This is a genomic window from Acetivibrio mesophilus, from assembly GCF_004102745.1.
Taxonomy (GTDB): Bacteria; Bacillota; Clostridia; order Acetivibrionales; family Acetivibrionaceae; genus Hungateiclostridium; species Hungateiclostridium mesophilum.
In genome coordinates this window covers 1-25170 of the sequence record NZ_RLII01000028.1, presented here as the reverse complement: position 1 = coordinate 25170, position 25170 = coordinate 1, and the positions used below count along the sequence as shown (strand labels likewise).

Annotated in this window: 23 protein-coding genes and 1 pseudogene; 17 read left to right on the top strand and 7 right to left on the bottom strand. The window is 38.9% G+C overall.

What is annotated here, in order from left to right; translation table 11 throughout:
- Nucleotides 1–45: 45 nt before the first annotated feature.
- Together EFD62_RS14785 and EFD62_RS14780 are read right to left on the bottom strand one after the other, a co-directional pair.
- Complete coding sequence (locus EFD62_RS14785; protein WP_128706372.1) at nt 46–735, bottom strand: hypothetical protein; 690 nt, start codon at nt 733–735, stop codon at nt 46–48.
- Nucleotides 736–983: 248 nt separating this feature from the next.
- On the bottom strand, nt 984–1526 hold the full coding sequence (locus tag EFD62_RS14780; protein ID WP_235832670.1) for a hypothetical protein: 543 nt from the start codon (nt 1524–1526) through the stop codon (nt 984–986).
- 447 nt (nt 1527–1973) lie between these two features.
- On the opposite strand from EFD62_RS14780, the gene EFD62_RS14775 reads away from it, so the two are divergent.
- The 5 genes from EFD62_RS14775 to EFD62_RS14755 all read left to right on the top strand — a co-directional run bounded on the left by EFD62_RS14775 (nt 1974) and on the right by EFD62_RS14755 (nt 8557).
- On the top strand, nt 1974–4364 hold the full coding sequence (locus EFD62_RS14775; protein WP_128706371.1) for a hypothetical protein: 2391 nt from the start codon (nt 1974–1976) through the stop codon (nt 4362–4364).
- Between the two features lie 155 nt (nt 4365–4519).
- Nucleotides 4520–5287 carry an ABC transporter ATP-binding protein gene (locus EFD62_RS14770; RefSeq protein WP_069195612.1) on the top strand — a complete coding sequence of 256 codons (768 nt, stop codon included), beginning with the start codon at nt 4520–4522 and terminating at the stop codon, nt 5285–5287.
- The gene (locus EFD62_RS14765) at nt 5280–6092 is read left to right on the top strand and encodes an ABC transporter permease (protein WP_069196393.1); all 813 of its coding nucleotides are present in this window, start codon (nt 5280–5282) and stop codon (nt 6090–6092) included. The genes EFD62_RS14770 and EFD62_RS14765 overlap by 8 nt, the downstream gene beginning before the upstream one ends.
- Before the next feature lie 22 nt (nt 6093–6114).
- Nucleotides 6115–7113, top strand: a complete 999-nt coding sequence (locus EFD62_RS14760; protein WP_069195613.1) for an ABC transporter substrate-binding protein — start codon at nt 6115–6117, stop codon at nt 7111–7113.
- A gap of 193 nt (nt 7114–7306) precedes the next feature.
- On the top strand, nt 7307–8557 hold the full coding sequence (locus tag EFD62_RS14755; RefSeq protein WP_235832669.1) for a hypothetical protein: 1251 nt from the start codon (nt 7307–7309) through the stop codon (nt 8555–8557).
- A gap of 48 nt (nt 8558–8605) precedes the next feature.
- On the opposite strand, the gene EFD62_RS14750 is transcribed toward EFD62_RS14755, so the two are convergent.
- From EFD62_RS14750 to EFD62_RS14740, 3 genes are all read right to left on the bottom strand, one after another.
- The gene (locus tag EFD62_RS14750; protein ID WP_128706370.1) at nt 8606–10255 is read right to left on the bottom strand and encodes a SulP family inorganic anion transporter; all 1650 of its coding nucleotides are present in this window, start codon (nt 10253–10255) and stop codon (nt 8606–8608) included.
- A gap of 188 nt (nt 10256–10443) precedes the next feature.
- Nucleotides 10444–10914 (bottom strand): CYTH domain-containing protein, encoded by a 471-nt coding sequence (locus tag EFD62_RS14745; protein WP_069195616.1) that lies wholly within the window; start codon nt 10912–10914, stop codon nt 10444–10446.
- A gap of 35 nt (nt 10915–10949) precedes the next feature.
- Entirely contained in the window at nt 10950–12470 is a 1521-nt protein-coding gene (locus EFD62_RS14740; protein WP_069195617.1) for a Ppx/GppA phosphatase family protein, read from the bottom strand.
- A gap of 328 nt (nt 12471–12798) precedes the next feature.
- On the opposite strand from EFD62_RS14740, the gene EFD62_RS14735 reads away from it, so the two are divergent.
- The 12 genes from EFD62_RS14735 (at nt 12799) to EFD62_RS14680 (ending at nt 24414) form a co-directional block, all read left to right on the top strand.
- The gene (locus EFD62_RS14735; RefSeq protein WP_069195618.1) at nt 12799–13905 is read left to right on the top strand and encodes an iron-containing alcohol dehydrogenase family protein; all 1107 of its coding nucleotides are present in this window, start codon (nt 12799–12801) and stop codon (nt 13903–13905) included.
- Between the two features lie 10 nt (nt 13906–13915).
- Nucleotides 13916–14401 (top strand): metallophosphoesterase family protein, encoded by a 486-nt coding sequence (locus EFD62_RS14730; RefSeq protein WP_069196394.1) that lies wholly within the window; start codon nt 13916–13918, stop codon nt 14399–14401.
- A 39-nt stretch (nt 14402–14440) separates the two neighbouring features.
- Nucleotides 14441–15622: a dihydropteroate synthase gene (gene folP, locus EFD62_RS14725; protein ID WP_128706369.1), complete on the top strand. Its 1182-nt coding sequence runs from the start codon at nt 14441–14443 to the stop codon at nt 15620–15622.
- Between the two features lie 37 nt (nt 15623–15659).
- Entirely contained in the window at nt 15660–16028 is a 369-nt protein-coding gene (gene folB, locus EFD62_RS14720; protein WP_235832668.1) for a dihydroneopterin aldolase, read from the top strand.
- Nucleotides 16018–16524, top strand: a complete 507-nt coding sequence (folK, locus tag EFD62_RS14715; protein WP_069195621.1) for a 2-amino-4-hydroxy-6-hydroxymethyldihydropteridine diphosphokinase — start codon at nt 16018–16020, stop codon at nt 16522–16524. The genes folB and folK overlap by 11 nt, the downstream gene beginning before the upstream one ends.
- Nucleotides 16525–16639: 115 nt before the next feature.
- Nucleotides 16640–17257 carry a hypothetical protein gene (locus EFD62_RS14710; protein WP_069195622.1) on the top strand — a complete coding sequence of 206 codons (618 nt, stop codon included), beginning with the start codon at nt 16640–16642 and terminating at the stop codon, nt 17255–17257.
- A 21-nt stretch (nt 17258–17278) separates the two neighbouring features.
- Complete coding sequence (locus EFD62_RS14705; RefSeq protein ID WP_069195623.1) at nt 17279–18286, top strand: biotin--[acetyl-CoA-carboxylase] ligase; 1008 nt, start codon at nt 17279–17281, stop codon at nt 18284–18286.
- Nucleotides 18287–18361: 75 nt separating this feature from the next.
- Nucleotides 18362–19150: an amidohydrolase family protein gene (locus EFD62_RS14700; RefSeq protein ID WP_069195624.1), complete on the top strand. Its 789-nt coding sequence runs from the start codon at nt 18362–18364 to the stop codon at nt 19148–19150.
- A gap of 115 nt (nt 19151–19265) precedes the next feature.
- Entirely contained in the window at nt 19266–19835 is a 570-nt protein-coding gene (locus tag EFD62_RS14695) for a hypothetical protein (RefSeq protein ID WP_069195625.1), read from the top strand.
- A gap of 21 nt (nt 19836–19856) precedes the next feature.
- Entirely contained in the window at nt 19857–20624 is a 768-nt protein-coding gene (locus EFD62_RS14690; RefSeq protein WP_069195626.1) for a type III pantothenate kinase, read from the top strand.
- 473 nt (nt 20625–21097) lie between these two features.
- Nucleotides 21098–22420 (top strand): hypothetical protein, encoded by a 1323-nt coding sequence (locus EFD62_RS14685; RefSeq protein WP_235832667.1) that lies wholly within the window; start codon nt 21098–21100, stop codon nt 22418–22420.
- A 74-nt stretch (nt 22421–22494) separates the two neighbouring features.
- Nucleotides 22495–24414: an endo-1,4-beta-xylanase gene (locus tag EFD62_RS14680; protein WP_128706367.1), complete on the top strand. Its 1920-nt coding sequence runs from the start codon at nt 22495–22497 to the stop codon at nt 24412–24414.
- 147 nt (nt 24415–24561) lie between these two features.
- Here the strand turns inward: EFD62_RS14680 and EFD62_RS17530 are convergent, their stop codons facing one another.
- A complete protein-coding gene (locus EFD62_RS17530) occupies nt 24562–24738 on the bottom strand; it encodes a hypothetical protein (protein ID WP_162302521.1) in 177 nt (58 codons plus the stop codon).
- A gap of 43 nt (nt 24739–24781) precedes the next feature.
- A pseudogene (locus tag EFD62_RS14675) lies at nt 24782–25170 on the bottom strand (transposase); the annotation flags it as partial.

Here is a 25170-nt window from a genome sequence, read left to right as displayed (position 1 = left end):
GCGCTAATCTTTATCCTCTAATCAAATTGGCAGTTCAAAAATATATTATTTTGTAGATGGTCTATTTTTTACAAAGGAATCTTTATAATATATATATTCTTCCGGTTTATTGGGTTTAAATTGTACCACAAATAACTTTTTATCTCTATCTACCAAAGCCACGAATTTTGCTCCAATGCTTTTATTAATATCAGAAACATGTATTTTGCCTTCTTTCAACATGTATATTTTTGCTTGAGGAATTGTGCCAAAAGTTGAAACAATTTCTTTCTCATCATCATCGTCCAAATCAATTTCAAACGTGTTTCCATCTATCTGTATAATTGAATCTTCAGGATTTTCATCAACAAGCCAATAAAAAGCCTGTGCATAATTGGCACCTAATATTCCGTAAATCTTTACAGCTTTCTTTCCAAATACCTCAACTTCCTCAATTCCCATTAAATCGTCTGGGGTGTTCTCCATTGACACCTGACCAATATAATAAGATTTGCCGTTCAAAGTAATTCCGGCTTTTAGAAATTCACTATTTTCATTATCCATAAATATAAAAGCGCTAAGTTCACTATCAATTATTTTTTCTTTAATGGTTTTACTAACGTTATCCAATTGAAGACTTTCTATTTTTGAATTGCTTATTTGAGAAAATTCTAATGGATATGTTTTATCTTCTTTATTACATCCGTTGAGTAAAAAAGTTGAAATTAAAACTATAATTAACAACTTACGTTTCATAATTTATTCCCCTTACGATGATTAAATAGTATTATAAAAAGTTATCGGATCGAATAAGCCAAAACCTCGTATCATATTAATAATAGTACTTTTTCCCTCTCTTAATATATTCATAAATACTCAAATAATCGGTGTTTACAATTTATACCTCAATGTTACTTCAAATCTCCCGGTTTTTCATGTAACATCGACCAGATATTCATTCTATCCATGTATGCATTGTTCTCAAAAAAACATACTTAGCTATTCTAACTTATCCACGTCAATTGTGAACTGCTTACAATCCATTTGTCATTTTCTTTTTTTAGAACACATTTAACTCCAACAGCACCTAATCCCGAACGGAACTTAGAACATTCAATAATAATTTCATTGTCTGATATTTTATCAACTTTTACAATTCGTAGAAGAAGCCCATCCAAACTGTTTAAATCTTTTACCATTCCCTTTGCTTTTAAAGTTTCAAACGATTCGTCCATTATTTTGACATCATATTTTTTGAAATATTCTAATACAGCTTTTTTATCTGACTCGGTAGCATTTTCTAATGTCTGTGTTTCTATAGCAATATATTCCATATCTCCATTAAGGCCTTCATCAATTGGCATAAGTGAATCTAATGCTAATATGTAAACATCTGCAAGTTCAGTTCTGTTATCAGTATTCAGTGGAACATCTGTATTCTCAATTTCTTTATTGCTATTATCAACAGAGTCACCATCTATTGTTTTAGAGCAAGCTGTGGCTGTAACTAGTGATAGTATCACTATTAAAATCAATATTTTTCTCATCACTTTTTTCCTCCAAATATGTAATATTCATACTATTAGCCTATCTTGTATCAATGATATTTCGTAGGACTATAATATTCCCGACATACGTCACCGAACATCACAACTTATATTTACTTGCGACTGTCGCTAATCCTTCCTTTTAACTTTATGTATATACACATAAAAATAATGTCAGTTGCTATAAACTTGCAAAATTAACTTCCAACATAATTACATAAGTTAATTATAGCAAGTTGTTACCATAATAGGCAAGATTTATTTTAAAACATATACCTTAAGGGACAAGTACTTATTAAGCGGGAAAAACCTTAACAGATAAGAAAAAACCTTGGTGCATTTTCCTATTTGCCGTTCTAGCCTTTTGATGTTACATTAATATATATACAAACTCATCGGCTTAAAATTGTACAGCTCATACAATACCAATCTCAGGGAGGTGTGTCCATGAGGGCACCAAATGAAATAAAAAGAGATATGAAATATCCATCGCCTGAAGTAAAAACAAGATGTATGAATGAAGTTGCACGCTATTTGAGGGATACATATAAATGTGGTATTTACTCGGAAGCGCTTGAAAAATTGTACTTGAGTAAATTATATTTTGGAATTGACTTGGATGAACTGATGGAGATGCTTTCAGAAAAATACAAATGCAAGGAAATTTGCGATAAAACAAAACTGCTCAAAAAAATATATATGGAAGAGCGGGGAATTGAGATTGATGGAGATTTTAGAGTACCAGCTGGTTTTAAATATAAATTTATTTGTGAACAGATAATAGGAAAGAGCTTGGATTATGACAATCTTACCTGTGCAGATATTGATAGTTTCATTGAAGGTATTGAATTATTAAAAACTCCCGGAGTCTTGTATCCGTTAATGTGGCTAACGCACGCAAAAAATGAAGAAGTATTCTTATATATCTATACAAAGTATGTTCTACCCGCCTTTATCAAATTGAGTGAATCCGGAGAGGTAAGCAGATATGATGCCATAAGATCTATCATGTGTGGTTATATAGAAGAGCTGCTTATCTATGTGGGAGGTTCCGGACAGGTATTTATTACTTCACTTCCGGGGAACACAACATGGAATGAAGAAATTTTGAAATTTCAAAAGGCGGGAGAATTTGAATGTATCAGGAAGGCAAATGAAAAGCTTAAAAAAGCAGACGGTATAGGTACTAAACTATTAAAACTATATAATCAAAACAAGAACATGTTAAAGAGTAAGTTCAAAACCTATGTCACCGATTATTTCCCCATGTTTGCCGCTTTGGTCATTTTCGCACTTTTGGGAGAGGGGAGAAGCAAAGATGCGGTAGAATTCATGATTGACAATTATTCCGACATAAGCGAGGACAATTACCAATGTGCCTATGTGCTGATACTCTTATTCCAGACGATTCTTTTTTGTGATAATTATGAATATATGAATATTTTATATGCGGATTTGCAGAGAGAAAAACTCTTGTATCAGAGAAATTACAAGGATATTCATGATGCAGTGATTAGGTCATGTGAATTTATTGAAGAATTGTATCAAAAAATAAGCACGCCAAAGGAAAAAGAAAGTTTTGATTATCTCAGGAACTTTGTAAAGGAAACGGTATTTGAAGAATGGGGCATGATTCAGGACATCCGTAACATCAAGAATCAGTACAAAGGAGCGCAGGATAAGATCAAATCCGACATGTTCCGAAGGTTATACAATGTAATGCTAGCCCTTTCGAATCCCGAAGGAATTTATATAGCTCTGATTGCTCAAACCTACGGGAAAAATTATATAGATAATGAATTTATAAGAAATATACATCATGATGATAAGATTGCAATGGTCATATCATGGGATGATGTAGATAGGGCAAAAAATCTTTCTTTGCGTTTGGGAGATATTGATAGGGGAGCGTCTTCTGTTAGAAACCGTTCGTTTTTCGATAGAGTCGATATTGTTATCAAGGACATTTTGCTCGAAAAGCTGGATGATGATATCGAAAGTATGCTTACATCTATCAAGGAGCTTAGGGAGAAGGCTGGCTACCAAGACATGGCAGATGAATTTTTTACAGCTATCGAACCCCGTATCCAGTCGCTGACAAAACGCATCTCAGCAAAGTACATTGACCGTGAGCAAATAGTGGATTTTTTTGTTAAGCTGGACGACAAAGGCTGTTGGGATAGGCTGGATGAAGAATGCAAAAGTATGATGATTACGTCTGAGATAGTTTACAGAACATTGGTTTCAAGGGAAGATGCGGACAGCCTTGACTATTCTCCGTCTATGATACCCCTTACCAAGGTGATTGAGTACCTTCTTAACGATATATACATTAAAATAAAATACAATATTGTGTTTGACGGACCGGGAATGAATATAGATTCCAATTCGGTCAGGTTTTTTAAAGACAAGAACGAGACTGAGCCAAAAGAGTGCCTTGAGATGGGGCCGGCAATCAGAGTGCTCAGTGACGGATTTTTAAAGTTTGGCAGAGGTGGTCCTGTCTATTCAAGTTATTTTCTGCCGCCAGACAAATCCAGGTTTGAAGAATGGAAGGGAAGCTCCTATATTGATTGGAACCTGCTGAAGGATTTTAAAGGAACAAGGCTAAACTGCAACAGTTTTGATAAAGAGCCCCCCGTTCAGCAATTTGTACTGGGAAGTGACGCAGAATATAACCGCAAGGTTTTTATAGGGTCATTGGAATACATCAAGAACAATTATAGAAATAGAGTGGCCCATAAGGATGGCATTGAGAAAGATAGAATGGAAAAATGCAGAGAAGATATGCTTATTGCACAGAAGCTAATATGGATGTTGATTTATATTATGAAGTGAGTTGTTGTCCGCACAATATATTGATAAGTTTACAATTCCTAAAACGAATGAGCCAAAGACATGCTTCTATGGCTCATTTTTCTTTATGTAAAACCGTCCCAAATTAAAAAGCCCGAGAATATAATATATAAAGCCCAATGGTTGGAGGTGGTAAAATGAATTATGTTGTGTCGGTATGCAACCTGGGTATGAAATACCATTCGCTTAATGGGGAAATCGATGCCCTTGAGAATATTAACTTCTCGGTCTCGGAGGGTGAATTTATAAGCATAGTCGGACCAAGTGGTTGTGGCAAATCGACACTATTGTCGCTAATTGCAGGACTCATGGTTCCAACCACAGGAGAAGTATTGGTGGATGGAAAACCTGTTATGGAGACTTCCGATAAGGTGGGCTATATGCTCCAAAAGGATCATCTTTTTGAGTGGAGGACCATTTATCAGAACGTGGTTTTGGGACCGGAAATAAGGAGGACGCTAAACTCAGATACAAAGGAATATGCACTAAAACTTTTGGATACATATGGACTCTATGAGTTCAAAGACAAATACCCTTCGCAGCTTTCGGGAGGAATGAGACAGAGGGCGGCCCTTATAAGAACTCTTGTGGCAAGGCCTCAGATACTACTTCTTGATGAAGCCTTCTCAGCCCTGGATTATCAGACAAGACTGGCAGTGACGGAAGACATATACTCAATCATTAAGAAGGAGAATAAGACTGCAATACTTGTTACCCATGATATATCTGAGGGGATAAGCATGGCCGACCGGGTTATCGTGCTGACAAAACGGCCGGCAACAATCAAATCAATACACGATATTAAATTGAACTGTGAAAATCGAACACCGCTAAGTTCCAGAGAAGCACCGGAATTCAGAGAGTATTTCAATAAGATATGGAAGGAGCTTGATGTTTATGTCTGATAAGAACAAGCCGAACATATCACCGGAACATTTGAAATATTTGAGGAAGGTAAAGAGGAAAAAGCAAATCATTTTCGTCACACAAATAGCTATATTGGTATTATTTTTTGCCTTCTGGGAATTGGCTGCGAAAGTTGGATTGATAGATCCCTTTATCTCCAGCCAACCGTCGAGGATTATAAAAACTATTTTAGACCTATACAGAAATGGCGAGCTTTTTAACCATGTTATTGTGACATGTATGGAAACGGCTCTGGGATTTCTCTTCGGTACTCTTATTGGAATATTGATAGCGGTAATTCTCTGGTGGTCTGAGTTTTTGGAAAAGGTCCTGGAGCCCTACCTTGTGGTGCTAAACAGCCTTCCGAAGATTGCACTAGGTCCGATTTTTATAGTATGGATAGGTGCCGGACCTATGGCAATAGTGGTTATAGCAATGACAATCTCCATTGTGGTGACTATACTGGAGGTTTTAAATGGGTTTCTTGGCGTCGACAATGACAAAATCAAGCTTGTTAAAACCTTTGGGGCAAGTAAAATTCAGATACTTACAAAAGTAGTTCTTCCATCTTCCTTACCGGTTATGGTAAATGCCCTTAAGGTAAGTGTCGGACTGTCTTGGGTTGGAGTTATCGTGGGAGAATTCTTGGTTTCAAAGGCAGGGCTAGGCTACTTGATTGTTTATGGAGGGCAGGTGTTCCAGTTGGATCTTGTGATGGCGAGTGTTATTATACTTGCCGCCGCCGCATTTTTGATGTACCGAATGGTAGCATGGTTTGAAAGACTTGTTGTAAAGAGAAAGTGAATATGTATGTGGAGGTGTTAACATGAAAAAAGTTACTTTAATTTTGATTATAGCAGCAGTATTAATGGTGTCCTTTGCGGGCTGCGGGGAAAGGGACTATACCACTGTCCGATTAAGTGAGGTTACCCGTTCGGTATTCTATGCTCCCCAGTATGTTGCCTTGAACCTGGGTTTCTTTGAGGAAGAAGGGCTCAAGATAGATCTTACCAACGGACAGGGTGCCGACAAGGTGATGACATCGGTTTTGTCCGGGCAGGCAGATATAGGTTTTTCCGGACCGGAGGCAGCCATCTATGTGTATAATGAAGGCAGAGAGGACTACGCTGTTGTCTTCGCACAGCTTACAAAACGTGACGGATCATTCTTGGTGGGCAGGAAGCCGGAACCGGATTTCAAATGGGAAAATGTTAAGGGAAAGACGATAATAGGCGGCAGAAAAGGCGGAGTTCCAGAAATGACCCTTGAGTATGTATTAAAGAAAAATAACCTGTTGCCGGGCCTTGACGTAAATGTTGACACAAGCGTTCAGTTTGCATTGATGGCGGGGGCATTTACCGGAGGACAGGGCGACTATGTCACGTTGTTTGAACCGGTGGCTTCTACAGTGGAGAAGGAAGGCAAGGGATATATAATTGCATCCATAGGAGAAGAAAGCGGTGAGATTCCTTATACAGCATATTACGCAAGCAAAAGCTACATAGAAAACAACAGAGATATAATTCAGAAATTCACCAATGCTATATACAAAGGTCAGAAGTGGGTTGAAAGCCATACACCGGAGGAGATAGCGGAGGTTATAAAGCCCTCTTTCCCCGATTCGGATGTGGAGACTTTAGTGACGGTGGCAAAAAGATATAAGGATACGGATGCATGGAGCAAGGATCCTATATTGAATAAGGAGTCTTTAGAGCTCCTTCAAAAAGTAATGAGTATGGCAGGGGAACTCAAAAAGGAAGCGCCCTACGAAAAAATAGTAACAACAGAGTTTGCCGATAAAGCTATAGAGAATTTTAAGGAATAAGACGTATTATCACAGTAGAAAGGCAGAATTGTGTGGGAAGCCATGCAATTCTGCTTTTTTAGATCAATATGAAATTTTTTATTATTTTTCTATTTTCGGTTAATGACATACATGATAAACTATATGTATAAAATTACATGTGCTGAGTAAATGCTTGTAATAGTGGCATCAAAGTAACTAGAGGGAGATGAATATGGGGATTATAGATTTTTTCAAAAAAAGAGATGAAATTGACGAACTGTTTGAGAAGCTTAACAGCTCATCGGAGGAGATAAGGGAAGATGCAATAAGCAAACTGGAAAATATGCAGTTTAGCGTAGAGCAGGGCCTTAAGGTTCTGGAGATGACCAAGAATGAATTTCCGCCTCCAACCTACGAATGGCAAGACATATCGGCGCGATTGATAGATATTTGTGCAGATAAACCCTATATGGAGTACATAAGCAAAGTTGAAAGCATATATGATGAGCTTAATCCGAATGCAAAGATAGCTGTGATGCAGTTTTTGTCAACATATAGAAATGAGCAGGCAATGATCGCATACTTAAAAGTGTTGGGAAAGGACTATATGAAGCTTAAGAGCCTGCCTTTCGGGAATCTATTGGAAAACCCCAGATTTCCTCAGATACTGTTTCCGGGAATTTTGAAGTTTACCGAAAATAATGATATTGCGAGTCAAATATATCTTATTTTATTATATTATTTTAATAATGACCTGGTTGATGAAGAGGTATTGGGTGAACATAGAAGCAAAATAATTCGGGACATTTTGAGTATGGTTGATAAAGTTTTGAACTACACTATTAAAAATGGTTCGCTCTGGGATGATGATAAATATCTTGGGCTTCGGAGCAGTGCAGGGGTTTACTTTGATCTTGCAGGTCATATCATAGCTCCTGAGATAACTATGGCTTTAAAGAGATTAATGAGCATAAAAGATATGAGATTGAAGATGTTTGCTGTGATTTCCTTGCTCAAACACGGTTGTGAGCCGGCGAAGGAAGATTTAATGGATATTGCCGGAAGTAGCGAGGTGAGAAACTGGTTTTATGATGCTCTCGTGAAGATGGGAAGGAGTGAAATATATCCTGAAGAGTATAGAAATCAGAGATGCTTTGCAGAATCAAACATGGTGGACTGGCTTGTCTATCCTACCGAATTGGGTAGAGTGCCGGATGAAATAGAGCTGATGAATATATTTGACGATGAAGATAAAGAGTATTATCTTTTTCGGTTCAGATGTCAAAGCGACGAATCATGGCAAGAAAAAGGGTGGATGGCAGGTGTGTCCGGGCCCTTCGACAAAAATAATTCTCCAACCACATTGGCGGAAGGGCATACTTTCAGCCACTTTGAACAATGGGAAAGCAAGCATCCGAAGGAGCATTTAGCATCCATTGTGGGCAATGTGAAAGAGTATTGGATGAAGTTGGCGCAGGAATGAAGACTCCTTGCGCCAACCGCTTGCATTAGCCTCTTTTATTCCCATTGGCTATGCGGATTGTTCTGCTTCCAATAGGGCATGGTCTAAATCAAGACACAGGTTTTCCCTTCCCAGTTTGTCTATAAATCCGTACTTTTCAAGAACCTTCATTGGTTGAGGCTGAACATTGGAGAGAAGAAGCTTTGTATCATTTTTTCTGCAGTTCTTGTAAAGTCCATACAAGGAGGAGTATCCCGTTGCATCAATTGCGGGAACATTTCTCATTCTTAATATCATCACTTTAGGTGATTTTTTCTGTATTTCATCCATTACCTCAACGATTTTGCCTGTTGCACCAAAGAAGAAAGGACCGTTGATTTCGTAAACCATAACATCGTTGGAAATCTTACTGTCATTAATGGACTGGGAAGCGGCCTCTTTGGGCATATCCTCAATTTTCTCGGATATGGATTTGACATGAGTAACATCTGCCATTCTCTTCATGAACAGAAAAGCTGCAATGACCATTCCAACTTCTATAGCAACGACAAGGTCTTCAATGACTGTGAGAGAAAAAGTCAGAAGAAGGACGATAATATCGCTTTTGGGTGCCTTGAAGAATTTGACAAAGACTCTCCATTCACTCATGTTGTAAGCCACGACTATTAATACTGCGGCGAGAGTAGATAGCGGAATCAATGTGGCATAGGGCATAAACACAAGCATTATGACCAGAAGAGTGAGAGAATGAACCATTCCTGCTATCGGCGAATTACCTCCGTTTTTTACATTGGCGGCAGTTCTTGCAATGGCTCCCGTTGCCGGTATGCCGCCAAAGAGCGCTGATGCGATATTTGCAGCACCTTGGGCTATAAGTTCTGTATTAGAGCAGTGCTTATCGTCTACCATACCGTCTGCTACAACTGCCGACAGCAGGGATTCAATTCCCGCAAGGATGGCAATTGTAAATGCAGGACGTATAAATTGCGGAATAGAACCCACGTCAATGTTGGGTATTGAAAACGGAGGAAGTTGGGAGGAAAGCTCTCCAAACTTGCTTCCAATAGTTTCAACATCCATCTTTAGCATCAATGATGCCAAGGTGGTCACTATGATAGCAATAAGTGAGCCCGGGATTTTACGGTTGATTTTTGGCCACAGAATGATTATTGCTATGGAAACAATGCCTATTATCAAACTTTGATAATTAATTGTACTTATGTTGGCTATGTAGCTTGCAAACTTCGGAAGAAACTCAGAGGGAACCTCATCAATTCTTAATCCTAAGAAGTCCTTTATCTGGCCGGAGAAAATCACAACGGCGATACCACTGGTAAAGCCCGTTATCACTGGTTCAGGTATAAATTTTATGAGATTTCCCAGCTTTAGAACACCCATAAGAATAAGAAATATACCTGCCATAATGGTTGAAATAACAAGACCTTCATAACCGTACCGGGAAAGGATTCCGTAGACAATAACAACAAAAGCCCCTGTAGGTCCTCCTATCTGTACTCGGCTCCCGCCTAGAAAGGATATCAGAAATCCTGCGATTATGGCAGTATATAGCCCCTTTTCCGGGGAGACACCTGATGAAATCGCAAGGGCTATTGACAGAGGCAGTGCGATTATTCCCACGATTATTCCCGCAGTTATATCCTTTAGTAGATGCTGTTTGCTGTAACCTTTTAAAGTAGTAAAAAGCTTTGGTTTAAACATTGTAAATACCTTCTATTCTAATTTAAACTCATGTATAATGTATACACACTGAAACTAAGTTTATCAGCTAGAATGGCGGTATGCAAATGGTTATTTATACACATTTTTGTATAAATATTAGAACCTGAACCTATTAAAGCAATTTATACAGGCAAGGCTATAATTTGCGCTCATTATTTAATGATAAATCATTCTTTAAAGTTTTTGTAGGGATTGCGAATGAGGTTTGAGTTTAAATATCTGGGATCGCCGGTGACTTCCCTGCCAATCCAATCAGGCTTTTTAAAAACAGTGTTTTCATCCGGAAGTTCGATTTCAGCCATTATCAGTCCCTGATTTTCCCCAAGGAATTCATCAATTTCCCAGGTGAATCCTTCGAATTGATATTTGTATCTGAACTTTTCTATAATAGGCCTTTCACAAAGATATTCCAGCATTTCATTTGCTTCATCTGCAGGAATTTCATACTCGAATTCCGCCCTTGTGGCACCTTTGGACGGGCCTTTAACCGTAAGATATCCCTTGTCATTAAATATGCGTATTCTAACCGATCTTCCCATATCGGAGCATAGGTAACCCTGTCTGTACAAGACTCCTTTTGCAAGACTTTTGTAAGCATCACCGTTTACAATAAATTTTCTTTCGATTTCCTTTCCCATAAAACGCCTCCAATGATTAAGATAAGATTAACTGTTTATGTTACTATAAGGTACTTGCCAAAGACCTTGCGAAAAGTATTGCTGTACTCATTGGCAAGACTTATTTCGAGCTCTGAATCCCCTTCCCTTATGGTCTGGATTTTGACCGAATCGGCAAGAATATGGCATTCCAGTGCCTTTATGACGGCTGTTTCACTCCTGTCAAGACATTCTGCCAGCTTTAAGAATACCGAGAGCTTTTCCCAGAGCTCTGTATCTCCCGGCAAAAGAATCTTTTTATAGCGCTTCTGCCAGTTCTCCTTGAACTTATCCTTAGAATGAGACGCAGCTATGGCTGCTATGAGCAAAGTCTCCCTGTGGGTAAGTCCGGTAAGTCTGGAGTTTAAAATTATGTAGAATGAGTGCCGATAGTGCTCGTAATAGCCCATGGAAATACCGATATCATGCAGCAACGAGGCTACTTTTAAAAGCTTTCTTACCTCTTCGCCATAATTATGTAGATGCTTTAGCTGGTCGAATAGGGAAAGCGCAAGAAAACAAACATGTTTTGCATGGTTCTTCCTTACGCCGTAAAGCTCCATAAAGTTTGTCAGGCTAAAGCTTAAGGCATCTGTAAATTTTACCCTAGGGTTTGTAGCGGTAATATAGTCAAATAAAATACCCTCCCTAAGACCAAATCCGCTTATTAGAATGTGGGACGGAGAGCAAATTGATATAATGGTTTTAAGGATTGCAAGCCCGCCTACTATTATGTCAGCCCGGCTCGAAGAAATACCCTTCACTTTTTTGCGGGATTTTAGGTCCATACTTTTTAGGTCATCATATATACTATAGAAATCGTCAATCTTCATTTCATAGTTGTGAGCATGATTTATCGGATAATCAACACGATTTCTGTGGATTTTGCCAAGATTTCGTATTACCCCTCCCAAGCCTATCAATGTCCTGTTGCCCTCTTGCCAAAGCCAGCTCTGCTCTTTAAGCATTTTGCGGACACTGTCTTCAAGGAGGGCAAGTTGATCCGGGTTGATGGTGTCTTTGCCAAGGAAGCTTTCCGTTGCGACAACTGAGCCAATGGGAATTGATATGGAATTTGTTATGCTATTGTCCTTGAAGGAGATTATTTCGGTGCTTCCACCGCCAATGTCAACAATTACTCCCTCATGGATATCCAGGGAATAAATCGTCGCCTTATAAACATAAGAGGCCTCTTCTTCGCCGGAGATTAGCCTGAAATTTATGTCTGTGGAGCTACTTAAAAGCCTCAGGAACTGATCTCTGTTTTCTGCCTTTCTCACCGCTGCGGTAGCAACCCCTATGATGCGATTACAGGGTATGCCATAGGAATTGCATAGTTTCCTGTAGAGCTTGATGGTTTTAACGGCCTTATGCATGGCAAGGTCATTTAGAAGCTTTCCATCAATCATGTTCTCGCTTAGCCTTATGGTATCTTTTATGTCGTCAATAAGCTTGAAGGCACCATTGGGCATTATTTCAAATATAACGAGCCTTACAGAGTTTGAGCCAAGGTCAATTATTCCTATTTTTTTTGACATAATTAATCCCACATTTCCTTAAATTAATTCTGGCTTTCAGTAATGCTACCCGGATATTTTCAACTAATTATACCACATAAATTATCGATAATAACTTTTATAGTATTACAAAAATTATATATTGTATTTTGCGTAAAATTCATAGAAAAAAGTCGATAAACCGTGACAACGTAAAAACCGTACGCAAAACCTTCAAAAATGATGCTTCTTATATTATAATAATAAAATAATAAATATTCAAAAGTTAATATGTCCTTAGGATAGAGCATTGAAGGCACAAACTATATAAGCTATGTTAACAAGTATCGGTAGAGGAGAATGAAAGTAAATGAATTTTAAGTTTAAGATAGGCACAAAGGTTTTATTCGGAAGAGAATGTATAAAAGAAAACAAGTCGGTATTTAAAGGCTTTGGCAAAAGAGCTTTGTTTGTGACGGGAAAGAGCTCTGCAAAGGCCAGCGGCGCCCTTCAGGATGTTATCGAAGTGCTTGAGGAGTACGGCATTGATTATGAGATTTATGACAGGGTTGCCAATAATCCCTCTCTTGAAAACGTAAAGGAGGGAGGGGAGGCGGCAAGAAAGTTTAATGCCGATTTTATCATCGGAATTGGAGGAGGCTCGCCTTTGGACGCTTCGAAGGCAATAGCCGTACTGGCACGAAATGATATTGAGCCTGTGGACTTGTACAAAAACGTATTTGAAAACAAGCCTCTTCCCATAATAGCGATTCCCACCACCGCAGGAACCGGAAGTGAGGTTACTCCCTATTCGATTCTCACCCGCGATGATATAAAGACCAAAAAGAGCTTTGGCAATGAGGATACCTTTCCAGTTGTAGCGTTCATTGATGCACGATACACCGAAAGCATGTCCTATGAAACGACGATAGATACGGCAATAGATGCCTTTACCCATGCCCTGGAGGGTTATCTGGGAAAAAAGAGTACACCTGTCAGCGATGTTTTGGCTGTTGAAGCCATAAGGATATTCGGCCAATGCCAGGAAGACCTTCTAAACAACAGGTTTGACTATGCTGTGAGGGAAAAGCTTTTATACATGTCGATGTTAGGCGGTATGGTGATATCCCATACCGGTACAACAATAATACATGGCATGGGATATTCTCTGACATATTTTAAAGATATTCCCCACGGCAGGGCAAACGGATTGCTTGTGAAAGAGTACCTTAAGTATAATTATGAGGTGGCGAAAGGAAAAATAGATAATGTGCTAAGCCTTCTTAGGTTATCGTCCATTGATGCCCTTGGGGAAATAGTTGAAAGACTTATTCCCAAAAGACCTGTTTTGACCAAAGAGGAGATTGAGCTTTATGCAAGCTTGGCAATGAAGCAGAACAGCACTTTGTCCAATGCTCGGACGGTAGTTAAAGAGGATATGGAAGAGATATTCAAGAATACTTTTAAGGATGGTTGATGTCAAGTTTATGATAATAGGAGTGGTATCGGACACACATATAGGAGGAAGGATAAAAAACCTCCCCCAGGAACTTTTAGACGGACTTCGTGGAGTGGATCTTATAATTCATGCGGGGGACATTTTAAAAGACTATGTAATATATGAACTGGAAGAGATAGCGCCAGTTGAGGCTGTGGCGGGAAATAATGACGATTATTATATGCACGACAGGCTGGGCATTAAAAAGATACTAAATGTGGGTGAATTTAAAATCGGCATAACCCATGGAGCCGGCGGAGCCACTGCATTAAAAAGGGCAATGGCGGTGTTTGCGAAGGATAAGGTGGATTGTGTGATATTTGGACACAGCCATGCACCCTATAACGAGAAAATAGACGGCGTATTGTATGTAAATCCCGGTTCACCCACCGATAAAAGGATGCAGAAGCAGTATTCCTATGCAGTTTTAAAGGTGGACGATTCGGGGATTTCGGCAGAAATTAGGTATTTTTAGTTCTCGAGCATTTCTAATTGAAAAGGATGTGGGATTTATATGATAAATGCAAGAATTGTCTATATAAATGATATGCATGAAGCAAGAGAAGAGATTCGCAAAATCGGTGTGGATGCATCGGCCATAACATGGCTATCGCCTAAAGCATTGTCTATTGCTATAAAGCTTGAAGATGTAAGCACCTTTGAGGCGAATATAATCAAGCAGGAAATGCTGGGCAAAGGCGGCGACGCTGCTGTAAACAGAGGTGTGGCGAGTTTTAGCACGGAAAGCTCCGATATTCTTTTGATGGGTACGTACAGTCAGTATAATAGACTTGTGTACAAGCTTCGTATGCAAGGCGGGAGCCTCAAGGAGATAGCCAATGAAATCCAAAGGCTTCTGGAGGGCTTGGAGAAGGGTAAACCGGAGTACTTTGAGTGCGGCAAGTATAAATTACCCATAGATGAAAAAACATATGTTATGGGGATACTCAATGTTACCCCGGATTCTTTTTCTGACGGTGGGCAGTATATTAAGATTGACAGTGCAATAAAAAGGGCAAAGGAAATGGTGGATGCCGGTGCCGATATAATAGATGTAGGCGGAGAGTCGACAAGGCCGGGATATCAGCAGGTTGACGCCCTGGAGGAAATAAACCGGGTGGTACCGATAATAGAAAGTCTCTCAAAGGAGCTCAATGTACCTATATCGGTTGACACCAGTAAAGCCTTGGTTGCAGAAAAGGCTCTTTGTGCAGGGGCCTGTATCGTAAATGATGTTTGGGGCCTTCAGAAAGACCCGGCTATGGCGGAGGTTGTATCAAAGCACGGTGCCGGGGTTATTATGATGCATAATAGTGACACCAAGGAATACAGAGACCTCATGGGCGATATTATACGATTCTTGCGAAAGAGTATTGAGATAGCTGAAAAGGTAGGAATTACCAGAGAAAACATGGTCGTTGATCCCGGAATAGGCTTTGGAAAGACCTTGGAGCACAACCTTGAGGTAATGAGAAGAATGAGGGAGCTAAATACCCTGAATCTCCCGGTCCTTCTTGGGACATCAAGGAAGTCTCTTATAGGAAATGTTTTGGATTTGCCTGTAAATGAAAGACTTGAAGGTACTGCCGCGACCATCACTCTTGGCATTGCCAACGGAGCGGATATCGTGAGAGTCCACGATGTAAAGGAAATGGTACGGGTGGTCAGGATGACCGATGCGATGGTAAGAGTATGATTTTTACGGTAGAGAGGGAATTGGAGATATAGTTGTTATGGATAAAATAATGCTTAAAGACATAAAACTTTATGGCTATCACGGTGTTTTCCCTGAGGAAAGGGAGAAGGGGCAGAATTTCTATATTGATATTGAAGCTTTTGTGGATTTGAGGAAAGCCGGGGAAACGGATGAACTTGAAGAAACAGTGGATTATTCAAAAATATATGATATTATAAAATGTATAAATGAGAATAATAAATTTCGACTAATTGAGAGCTTTGCTCATATCATTTCCCGGGAAATTTTGTCGACATATAGGCAAATAGACCGAATTGTTGTCCGGGTTAGAAAGCCTGATGCTCCTATAGAAGGGGAGTTTAAATGGGTGGGAGTGGAAATAGAGAGGTTTTCCAATGAATTATAATGTGTTTTTATCTTTGGGCTCAAACATAGAGGATAGGGAAAGCTATTTACTTGATGCCCTAAACAATATTTCTGCTATTTCCGATGTAAGCCTTAAGAATATTTCGAGTATTTATGAGACTGACCCTGTGGGCTATACCGAACAGGGACGGTTTTTAAATATGGCTGTGCAAATTAGTACTTCTCTTGGAGCGGAGGAACTTCTTGAGGCACTTTTGAGGATTGAGAAGCTTCTTAAGAGGGAACGCGTAGTTCGTTGGGGGCCTAGGACCATTGATATAGACATTCTTATTTATGGTGATTTGAGGATTGATACACCTAAGTTGACAATTCCCCATCCGCGAATGTTTGAACGAGCTTTTGTTCTAAGGCCGTTGATGGAGATTTATGAGGGGGAAGAACTTTTTGGCATAAATATTCAGGACGCATTGGATAAATGCAGTGATAGGGACGGGGTAAGATTATATAAGAAAATAACAGTTTGTGATTTGACTTGAATCTGCTAAAATAATATAACGAGGCAATAGATGTTTTCTTTGAACTGAAGTGTTATAATTAGTATAATTGGATTGTTTGGTACAGTACAAAGGTAAGCTTTTTGGAGGTGTCTCTATGGTAGAAGTATACTACTACATCCCTGCAGAGGAAGTTGAAAATGCTGTAGAGTGCGGTTTGAAGCTGTCAGAGTGTTTCGAAAAGGAAGTAATTATAGGAAATACTAAAATGAAGTGCATATCAGCACTCTTAAATCCTAAAGATGATATTGAGAAATACAGGTCTGAAAGCTTAAAATGCGTTAAGCTTGAGCTGCCTTCAGAGTATTGCTTTGTGGCGGATAGATACCTGTATGAGATTGGACTTAATCATCAAGCGGTGATGGGGCTTTATCTTGACTCAATTATGCCGATTAAGGATTATCCCTTTGGATTGTACAGACTTCCGGAGTGCCTTGTTACAAGCACTGTTATAAGTGAGCACATAAGCCTTTTGGATAAAAGGTTGGATTCGCCTGTTTTATTTGATAATTCTGAGGAACTATATATAAATAATATTGTTGAAAACTTAAAAGAAGATTATCCTAATATCAACGATATAATGTTGTACTATTTCTACTGTGAGTTGGAAAAAGAAGGTAAATTAGAAAAGGTAGAAGATAAAGGAAGTAAGGCAGTTGTTTTTCTGGATAAAGAGGCAGGCAAAGCTTTTATGGCAAAAAAGCCTGACATTTAGTTTTAGTAAGAGAGGGTAAAGGTGAAAGATGTTATTTTAAGAAAGCTAAAAGACTCAAAGGGGGAGTTTGTCTCCGGCGAGGAGCTGAGCAGCGGCCTTGGAGTATCAAGGACTGCTGTATGGAAATGTATTAACGAGCTAAAAAAAGAAGGTTATGTTATTGATTCTTCTTCAAAAAAAGGCTATAAATTAAGTTATGTGCCTGATATAATTAATCCATGGGAAATAAAAGAAGGTCTTGACACTGAAACTATTGGCAAAAGTGTTCACTGCTTTTCCGAGGTTGATTCAACCAATAACTATGCAAAAACACTTGCTCAAAAGGGCTGCGATGACGGCACGGTTGTTCTGGCCGAACGCCAGACCCAGGGGCGGGGAAGGTTGGGTAGAAGCTGGGATTCCACGGATAAGAAGGGAATATGGATGTCTATTGTGTTGCGCCCGGCTGTTGGATTGGAGGATGTTCAAATTATTACCCTTGCTGCTTCGGTAGCAGTAGCCTCCGCATTAAAGAAAGCTATGGACGTAAATGCCGGAATAAAATGGCCTAATGATATAGTTCTGGATGGGAAAAAAGTCTGCGGCATCCTTACGGAAATGAGTATGGAAATGGAAAGAGTCAATTATCTTGTCCTTGGGATTGGGATGAACTTTAGCCAGCAGGAATCTGAGTTTCCTAAAGAGATAAGAGACAGAGCTACATCTTTGGGTATTTATTTAAAAGAGAAGCATGGTTTGGATATCTCTGGATTCAGGAGAAGTCATCTTGTAAAAACAATATTGTCGGAACTGGAAGAAGTATATGACACAATTAAAGAAGGCAAAGTGGGTGTAATTATTGAAGAATGGAAAAAGTATTCCGTAACGCTGGGAAAAGAGGTGCTTATAAATTACAAGGAAGAGCAGTATATTGGTACTGCACAGGATATAGACCAAAATGGCAGGCTTATAGTAAGATTAAGTGACGGAACAGTAAGAGAAGTTTTGTCGGGAGAGGTTTCTGTAAGAGGACTTTTGGGATATACATAGCCCATAGGATTGTTTATATAGATTAATTATATTAATTTAATATTATGTTATATTATATGTTGGGAGAGTTGTACAATGATTATTGACTTCCATGTACACTGCTTTCCTGATAAGCTTGCTCCAAGAGCTGTCTCGCAGCTTGCTGCGACTGCCGGCATTCCTCCAAGGGTTGACGGTACAATAAGTGGATTGAAGGAATCGATGAAAAAGGCCGGTGTTTCAAAATCAGTTGTTCTCTCTATTGCTACAAAAGCGACACAGACAGAAAATATCAATAACTGGTCCGCTGAAATTCAGGATGAAGAGATCATTGCGTTTGGAAGTATTCACCCGGATTATGGAGATTGGAAAAGAGAGCTTTTCAGGATGAAGGATATGGGAATTAGAGGTATAAAATTCCATCCCGACTATCAGCAGTTCTTTGTGGATGACAAAAAGATGTTTCCGATTTATGAGACAGCTTTTGGATTAGGCCTTATAGTGGTATTCCATGCAGGTGTGGATATTGGTCTTCCTGCGCCATATCATGCGACACCTGAAAGACTTGAAAAGATTGTTCGGACATTTCCGGGGTGCAAAGTTGTAGCTGCACATATGGGAGGTTTCTCCTTCTGGGACGATGTAGAACGATTTTTAGTGGGAACCGACATCTATTTGGATACTTCATACAGTCTGGACTTTATTGATGACAAACAGGCAAAAAGGATTATTAAGAACCATGACTTAAAGAAAATTCTTTTTGCGACAGATTCTCCTTGGATGGACCAGGGGGAGGCAATTTCAAAGCTTAAAGGACTTAATCTTGGGGAAGAGGCTGAAAATGCCATTTTGGGATTAAATGCAAAAGCTTTATTGGAATTGTGATTATGACGATAATGATTAAGACCTGAGACTTGCAGTCAAACAAAGATGTCCTTGAAGAACATTTTATTTTGACCCAAACAGGGAGGAGATACTTATTCCAGAAGGGGGATTCATAGTGGTTGATAATATCAACGGTAATAACGGCAACAGTGGCGACAGTGTAAATAGCAGCAGGAGCAGCAATAATAGCAGTGTTAATAACGGCGCAAGCAACACAAATAAAAATACCGGCAATAATAACAGTAACAGAAATAACAGAAGAAGAGACTATTATAATAATAGAAGAAATAACAATGATCAGGGTGCGAACAAGGGAAATTATTCAAATAAGAGCAATTACAACAAAGATAATTACAATAAGGATGGAAATTACGCAAAGGAAAACAGGCCGAATTTAAAAGATAATAAACAGAGCAGAGAAAATGCCAATGTAAAAAGTCCGCGTCCCGGCAGGGATGAAAATTCTTATAAGGAAAATAACAACTTTCATAAAGGAAACGGATTTAGAAAAGAAAATGGGCAGCCGAGAACAGGTGGCACACAAAACAACAGCTATTCTTATAGGGATTCGGGAAGAATAAAAGCTGAGGAAACTGTGGAAGACATTAAGCTGGATATTGAAAGAATTGAAAAGGAAATAAAGCTTGAAATAAAAGAAATCAAGAGTATGAGACTTGGAGTTTAGACATTTGGAGATGTGATTAAAATGATATTGGTTATAGATGTTGGAAATACCAACACTGTGTTTGGGGTATATGATGGCACAAATCTTTTGAATCATTGGAGGATGGAGACAAGCAAGGGAAAGACCTCAGATGAATACGGCATGTTTATGGTAAGTCTTTTTAATTATGAAAAGCTGGATATTGACGAGATTGAAGCGGTAGTTGTAGCTTCTGTGGTACCGCCTATAATGTATTCTATCGAACATGCCATACGAAAGTATTTCAAGCGGGAACCAATGATTGTGGGGCCGGGGATCAAAACCGGAATAAATATAAAGTATGAGAATCCAAGGGAAGTAGGAGCGGACAGGATTATCAACGCAGTGGCTGCGTGCGAACTATACGGAGGACCTTTTATTATTGTTGATTTTGGCACTGCCACAACCTTTTGTGCAGTTTCATCAAAATGCGAATACCTTGGAGGGGTAATCTGTCCCGGGATAAAGATTTCTGCAGAAGCGTTATATCAGAAGGCGGCAAAACTTCCGAAAATAGATCTCACGAAGCCCGAAACGGTAATAGGACGCAATACAGTTGCCAGTATGCAGGCTGGAATCATATACGGATATGTTGGAAAAGTTGATTATATAGTGCGACGTATGAAGAAGGAAATGAAGGAAGACAATATAAAAGTTATTGCTACCGGCGGAATGGCAAGGCTTATTGCCAGCGAATCCGAGACAATAGATGAAATTAATGGACTTCTTACAATGGAAGGGCTAAGAATTATATATGAGCGAAATAAATAAAATCAGTATATTTATTTAGGCAGATCATAGCGAATTGGTAAAATTTTCTTAATTTATAACTACTGGAAGTATGTACATTTGTAAAGGATGCAATGTATTGCTATGGCATTTTGGCCTTGACAAATGCATATGCTTCCAGGAATTGTAAACGGACAAATTCTCTCAACATTTATTGTAATTTCCCTTATCTCAATTAAATCAAGATTCATCCTATATATTTTGCAATCAAAATTTTCATCGATTTTGGATATTCCAAAGTCTTTTTTTATTTTCAAATATTAGATATTAAGAGAAAATTCAGAAAAGAGGGAGCTATCAGATCATTTGTTGTAGTTGGTTTTTCAACATAAGGGAAAATGTAGGTTGAAGGGATAAAATAGCACTGATATACTTGATATAGTTTAATAATTACTTAACTTGGCAATCATTAACAACAAACAATAAGAAATTACATAATGTGTGGAGACGAGAAAATGAAGTTTAAGCCAGTGCTGTTATTGTATACCTTGTTTATTTCAGTTGTTCGTTTGGTGATTTTTTTTACATCCGATCCAATAATGTGTCCGGATACAGAATCATACATTGAGTTGGCAAATATGATTGCAAAACTTGATTTTTCAAATTTTGACGGGCTAAGGACTCCGGGATATCCGTTTATTATATTATTATCGGGATTGAACCTCAAAATTGTCGTTCTCATACAAATGATAATGGGAATAACTATTTCATATTTAATTGCGAATATCATCTATAAATTCACAAATAATACAATGATATCCTTGCTTGCTTCGTGCCTTTACTCATTGTTTATACCGTTTTTGTTCTTTGAAATGGCTATTTTGAGTGAAACCACGGCAGCTTTTTTCATAATACTGAGTTTTGCATTATTTACGAATATAAACACCAATAAAAACCATGTGTTTTTGAAGATAATATCTGTTATAGTACTTTCGTGTATTGCCGGATTAACAAGACCTATATATTTTGTGCTGCCATTTTTATATACTGTCTATTTTCTGTTTGCTTTATGGAAAGAAAAATATAAACTTCCAAAGATAATATTATATTCTTTTATAAGCTTGATACCTCTGGCTATTTCTGTAGTTAGCTGGTCATATGTAAACTTGAAATATAATAATACATTCAGCATAGCTACAGGCCGTGGGTTTGCCTTTATGGAGATGGCAGGGGACTATATTGAGTTGGCGCCGAATGATTATCCTTATAATGTCATTAAGGAAGTATATATAAGGGAAAGAGATAAAAATATTCGGGAAGGAACTCCTCATATCGATACGATATGGGCAATAACAGATGAATTGCAGGAAAAAACCGGGCTTAACTATGAGGAACTGTCGAAGAAAGTCAAGGATATGTGTATAAAAGTTATGCTAAAGAAGCCTGATGTATATTTTAGAGCTGTATTAAGATCGGAAGTGAATTTTTGGAAAACCTTTGGAATCCTTATAAGGACAGAGACGGGTGTCCCTATGCCTGTTAGATTTATTAACATTCTTCAAAGGAGTATTTTGATTTTATTGCAATTACCGTTTTTAGTAGCCCCCTTAGTATTTTTCATAACAAGGAGGCAGACTGGGAAAAAAATCAGTAATAATATATTGCTTGTTTTTTCTCTTGTATATATATTAGTTATTGGAGTATCAATTCTGATAGCCTTGGTTGAAGGCGGGGAAGGCAGGTTTGCAATGCCGACATTTCCCCTTCTAATTGTAGTTACTTTTATACTTTACAATTCTGTTTTTCAAGGAAACTTTATTCCGAAAAAAATGAATTAAGCGACTTAAAACCCTCTAATTTTGCGAAGCAATATAGTTACGATATGTATTTTTTTTAGGGGGATGATTTTTTCATGAAAAAAGCAGGAACACTTATTCTTATTGTTACCTTGTTGCTGACCTTTATTATCCCTATGGATGGGGCTTTGGCAGCAGAAGACAATCTACTTTTCAATCCGGGATTCGAGCTAGGGAGCACAGAAGGGTGGTATCCTTATGGAGATTGTAGTATCGATGTAGTTGACACTGATGCCCACAGCGGAAGCTATTGCGTTGTCGTTGATGACAGGACTCAGGAGTGGAATGGTGTAGCTCAGGACATGCTTGATAAGCTGACCGTAGGTATGACCTATCAAATTTCGGCATGGGTCAAAATTGTGGGAACAGGAAGCCATCAAGTCAAAATATCAATGAAGAAAGTCGATGACGGGAAGGAACCGGTGTATGACAGTATAACGCTAAGTACTGTTGACGGTTCCAAATGGTATAGGCTGTCAGGACCATACAATTATACCGGTACTGATGTTACAAACCTTGAGCTTTATATAGAAGGCCCAACAGCAGGTGTCAGCTACTATGTGGATGACATCGCAGTGACCGAAGTAGGTTCGTCTGCGACATGGAAGGAAGAGGCAAATGCAAGAATTGAGCAAATTAGAAAAAGGGACGCAAAAATAAAGATTGTGGATTCAAACAATAAGCCGGTCTCAGGGGTGAGCCTTGATGTGAGGCAGGTAAAACATGATTTTGGGTTTGGATCTGCTATCACCGTAAATGCAATGTATGATTCCCGTTATACCGAGTTTTTCAAAGATCATTATGAGTGGGCAGTATTTGAAAACGAAGCAAAATGGTACTCTAACGAAAGCAGTCAGGGCAATGTTTCCTATGCTAATGCGGACAGTTTGTATGATTGGTGTGCAAAGAACGATATAAAGGTCAGAGGTCATTGCGTATTCTGGGAACCTGATGAATGGCAGCCGTCTTGGATTAAAGGGCTTACAGGAGATGCTCTTAAAAAAGCGATAGATGCAAGACTTGACAGTGTCGTTCCCCATTTTAGGGGCAAATTCCTTCATTGGGATGTAAACAATGAGATGCTCCATGGGGATTTCTTCAAGAGTCGTCTGGGAGATTCCATATGGCCTTATATGTTTAAGAGAACCAGAGAACTGGATCCCGATGCAAAGCTCTTTGTAAATGATTTCAACATTATCACTTATGCTGAGGGTGATGATTACATAAGGCAGATTGAATCGCTGTTGGAAAACGGTGCCGAGATAGATGGTATAGGGGTACAGGGGCATTTTGATGAAGCTGTTGATCCCCTTGTTGTAAAGGCGAGACTGGATAATTTGGCAACTTTGGGGATTCCTATATGGGTAACCGAATATGATTCTAAAACACCGGATGTAAATAAGAGGGCGGAGAACCTTGAAAATCTTTACCGTATAGCATTCAGTCATCCATCCGTTGACGGTGTTATAATGTGGGGCTACTGGGCAGGTGTCCACTGGAGAGGGCAGGATGCTGCAATAGTGGATCAGGACTGGACTATAAATGAGGCAGGAAGAAGATACGAAGCTTTGCTGGAGGAATGGACCACAATTACTTCGGGTACTACCGACAGCAAAGGTGCATTTGACTTCAGAGGCTTCCACGGCATATATGAAGTTACTGTAAATGTTCCGGGTCAAGAGTCTTTTGTTAAGACCATTGAGCTTAATAAGGGAGAAGGGACATCTGTATATACATTTACTGTAGACGGAACCCCTGTCGACCCTGTTTTATATGGAGATATGAATCAGGATGGGTATATAACTTCAACGGATTTGACTGTAATGAAGAGATACCTGTTGAAGATTATCGAAGTGCCGGAAAAAGGGGTTGAGGCTGGAGATTTGAACGGTGATGGCAAAGTTAATTCTACAGACTTGACTATTCTTAAGAGATTTTTATTAAAAACTTTAGACAAATTTCCGAGAGAGCGGTAAAAATAAGTTAACTAAATATTTTACAGCAAAAAAATAGTAGAAAATTCTAAAAAACGTGACAAATCATATAATATAATATATTATATATATGTGTGGGTTATTGCTAAAGGATAGTGTAAAGTAGCATATGAAAAATGTGGCCTGCCACTATCGAGACAAAATGCACCTTGAAAAGTGAAGAATATACCAAAGTTCCGCATTTATTCCACGGTCCTCTTGACAATGAGCCTCTGCCGGCATGTTGCAGGCATCAGAGGCATCCCCCACACTGAACAAGGCAGAAGGGCTCTGAAGGTGGTTGATGCCGGCACGATAGCCTAACATGCCGGGCACTCATTATCAAGAGGCTTTCGCGGCATAAACGCTGCTACGAGACTTGCTTGGATAAAATCAATTGTTGAGAAAGCTCAATTAGTTTCTGCCACTTGCCTGGCATATTAGGAATGGATTCAAGTTCCGGGATAAAATTCAGTGGCTGCCAGTAGGTGTATGAATGGGGACGAAGAAAATTGTAATAGGCGACAAAGAGTGCAACATGAGTGTTTGAGCCTTCCCCGCTACCATAGCCATTAGTGATTTGATAAGAGAACTTGAAAGTTCGGTTGAGGCGTTCAATTGTCTGTTTGAGCCAACGATATTCAGTAGAAACAGGATCATTATTGGTAAGACCGATAACTTGGAACAAATTGAAGTCCATGTTCTGCAACATGAATTGTTGTTGAGCAAGCTTGTAGGCAGTATAGCCGTCAGATGCGA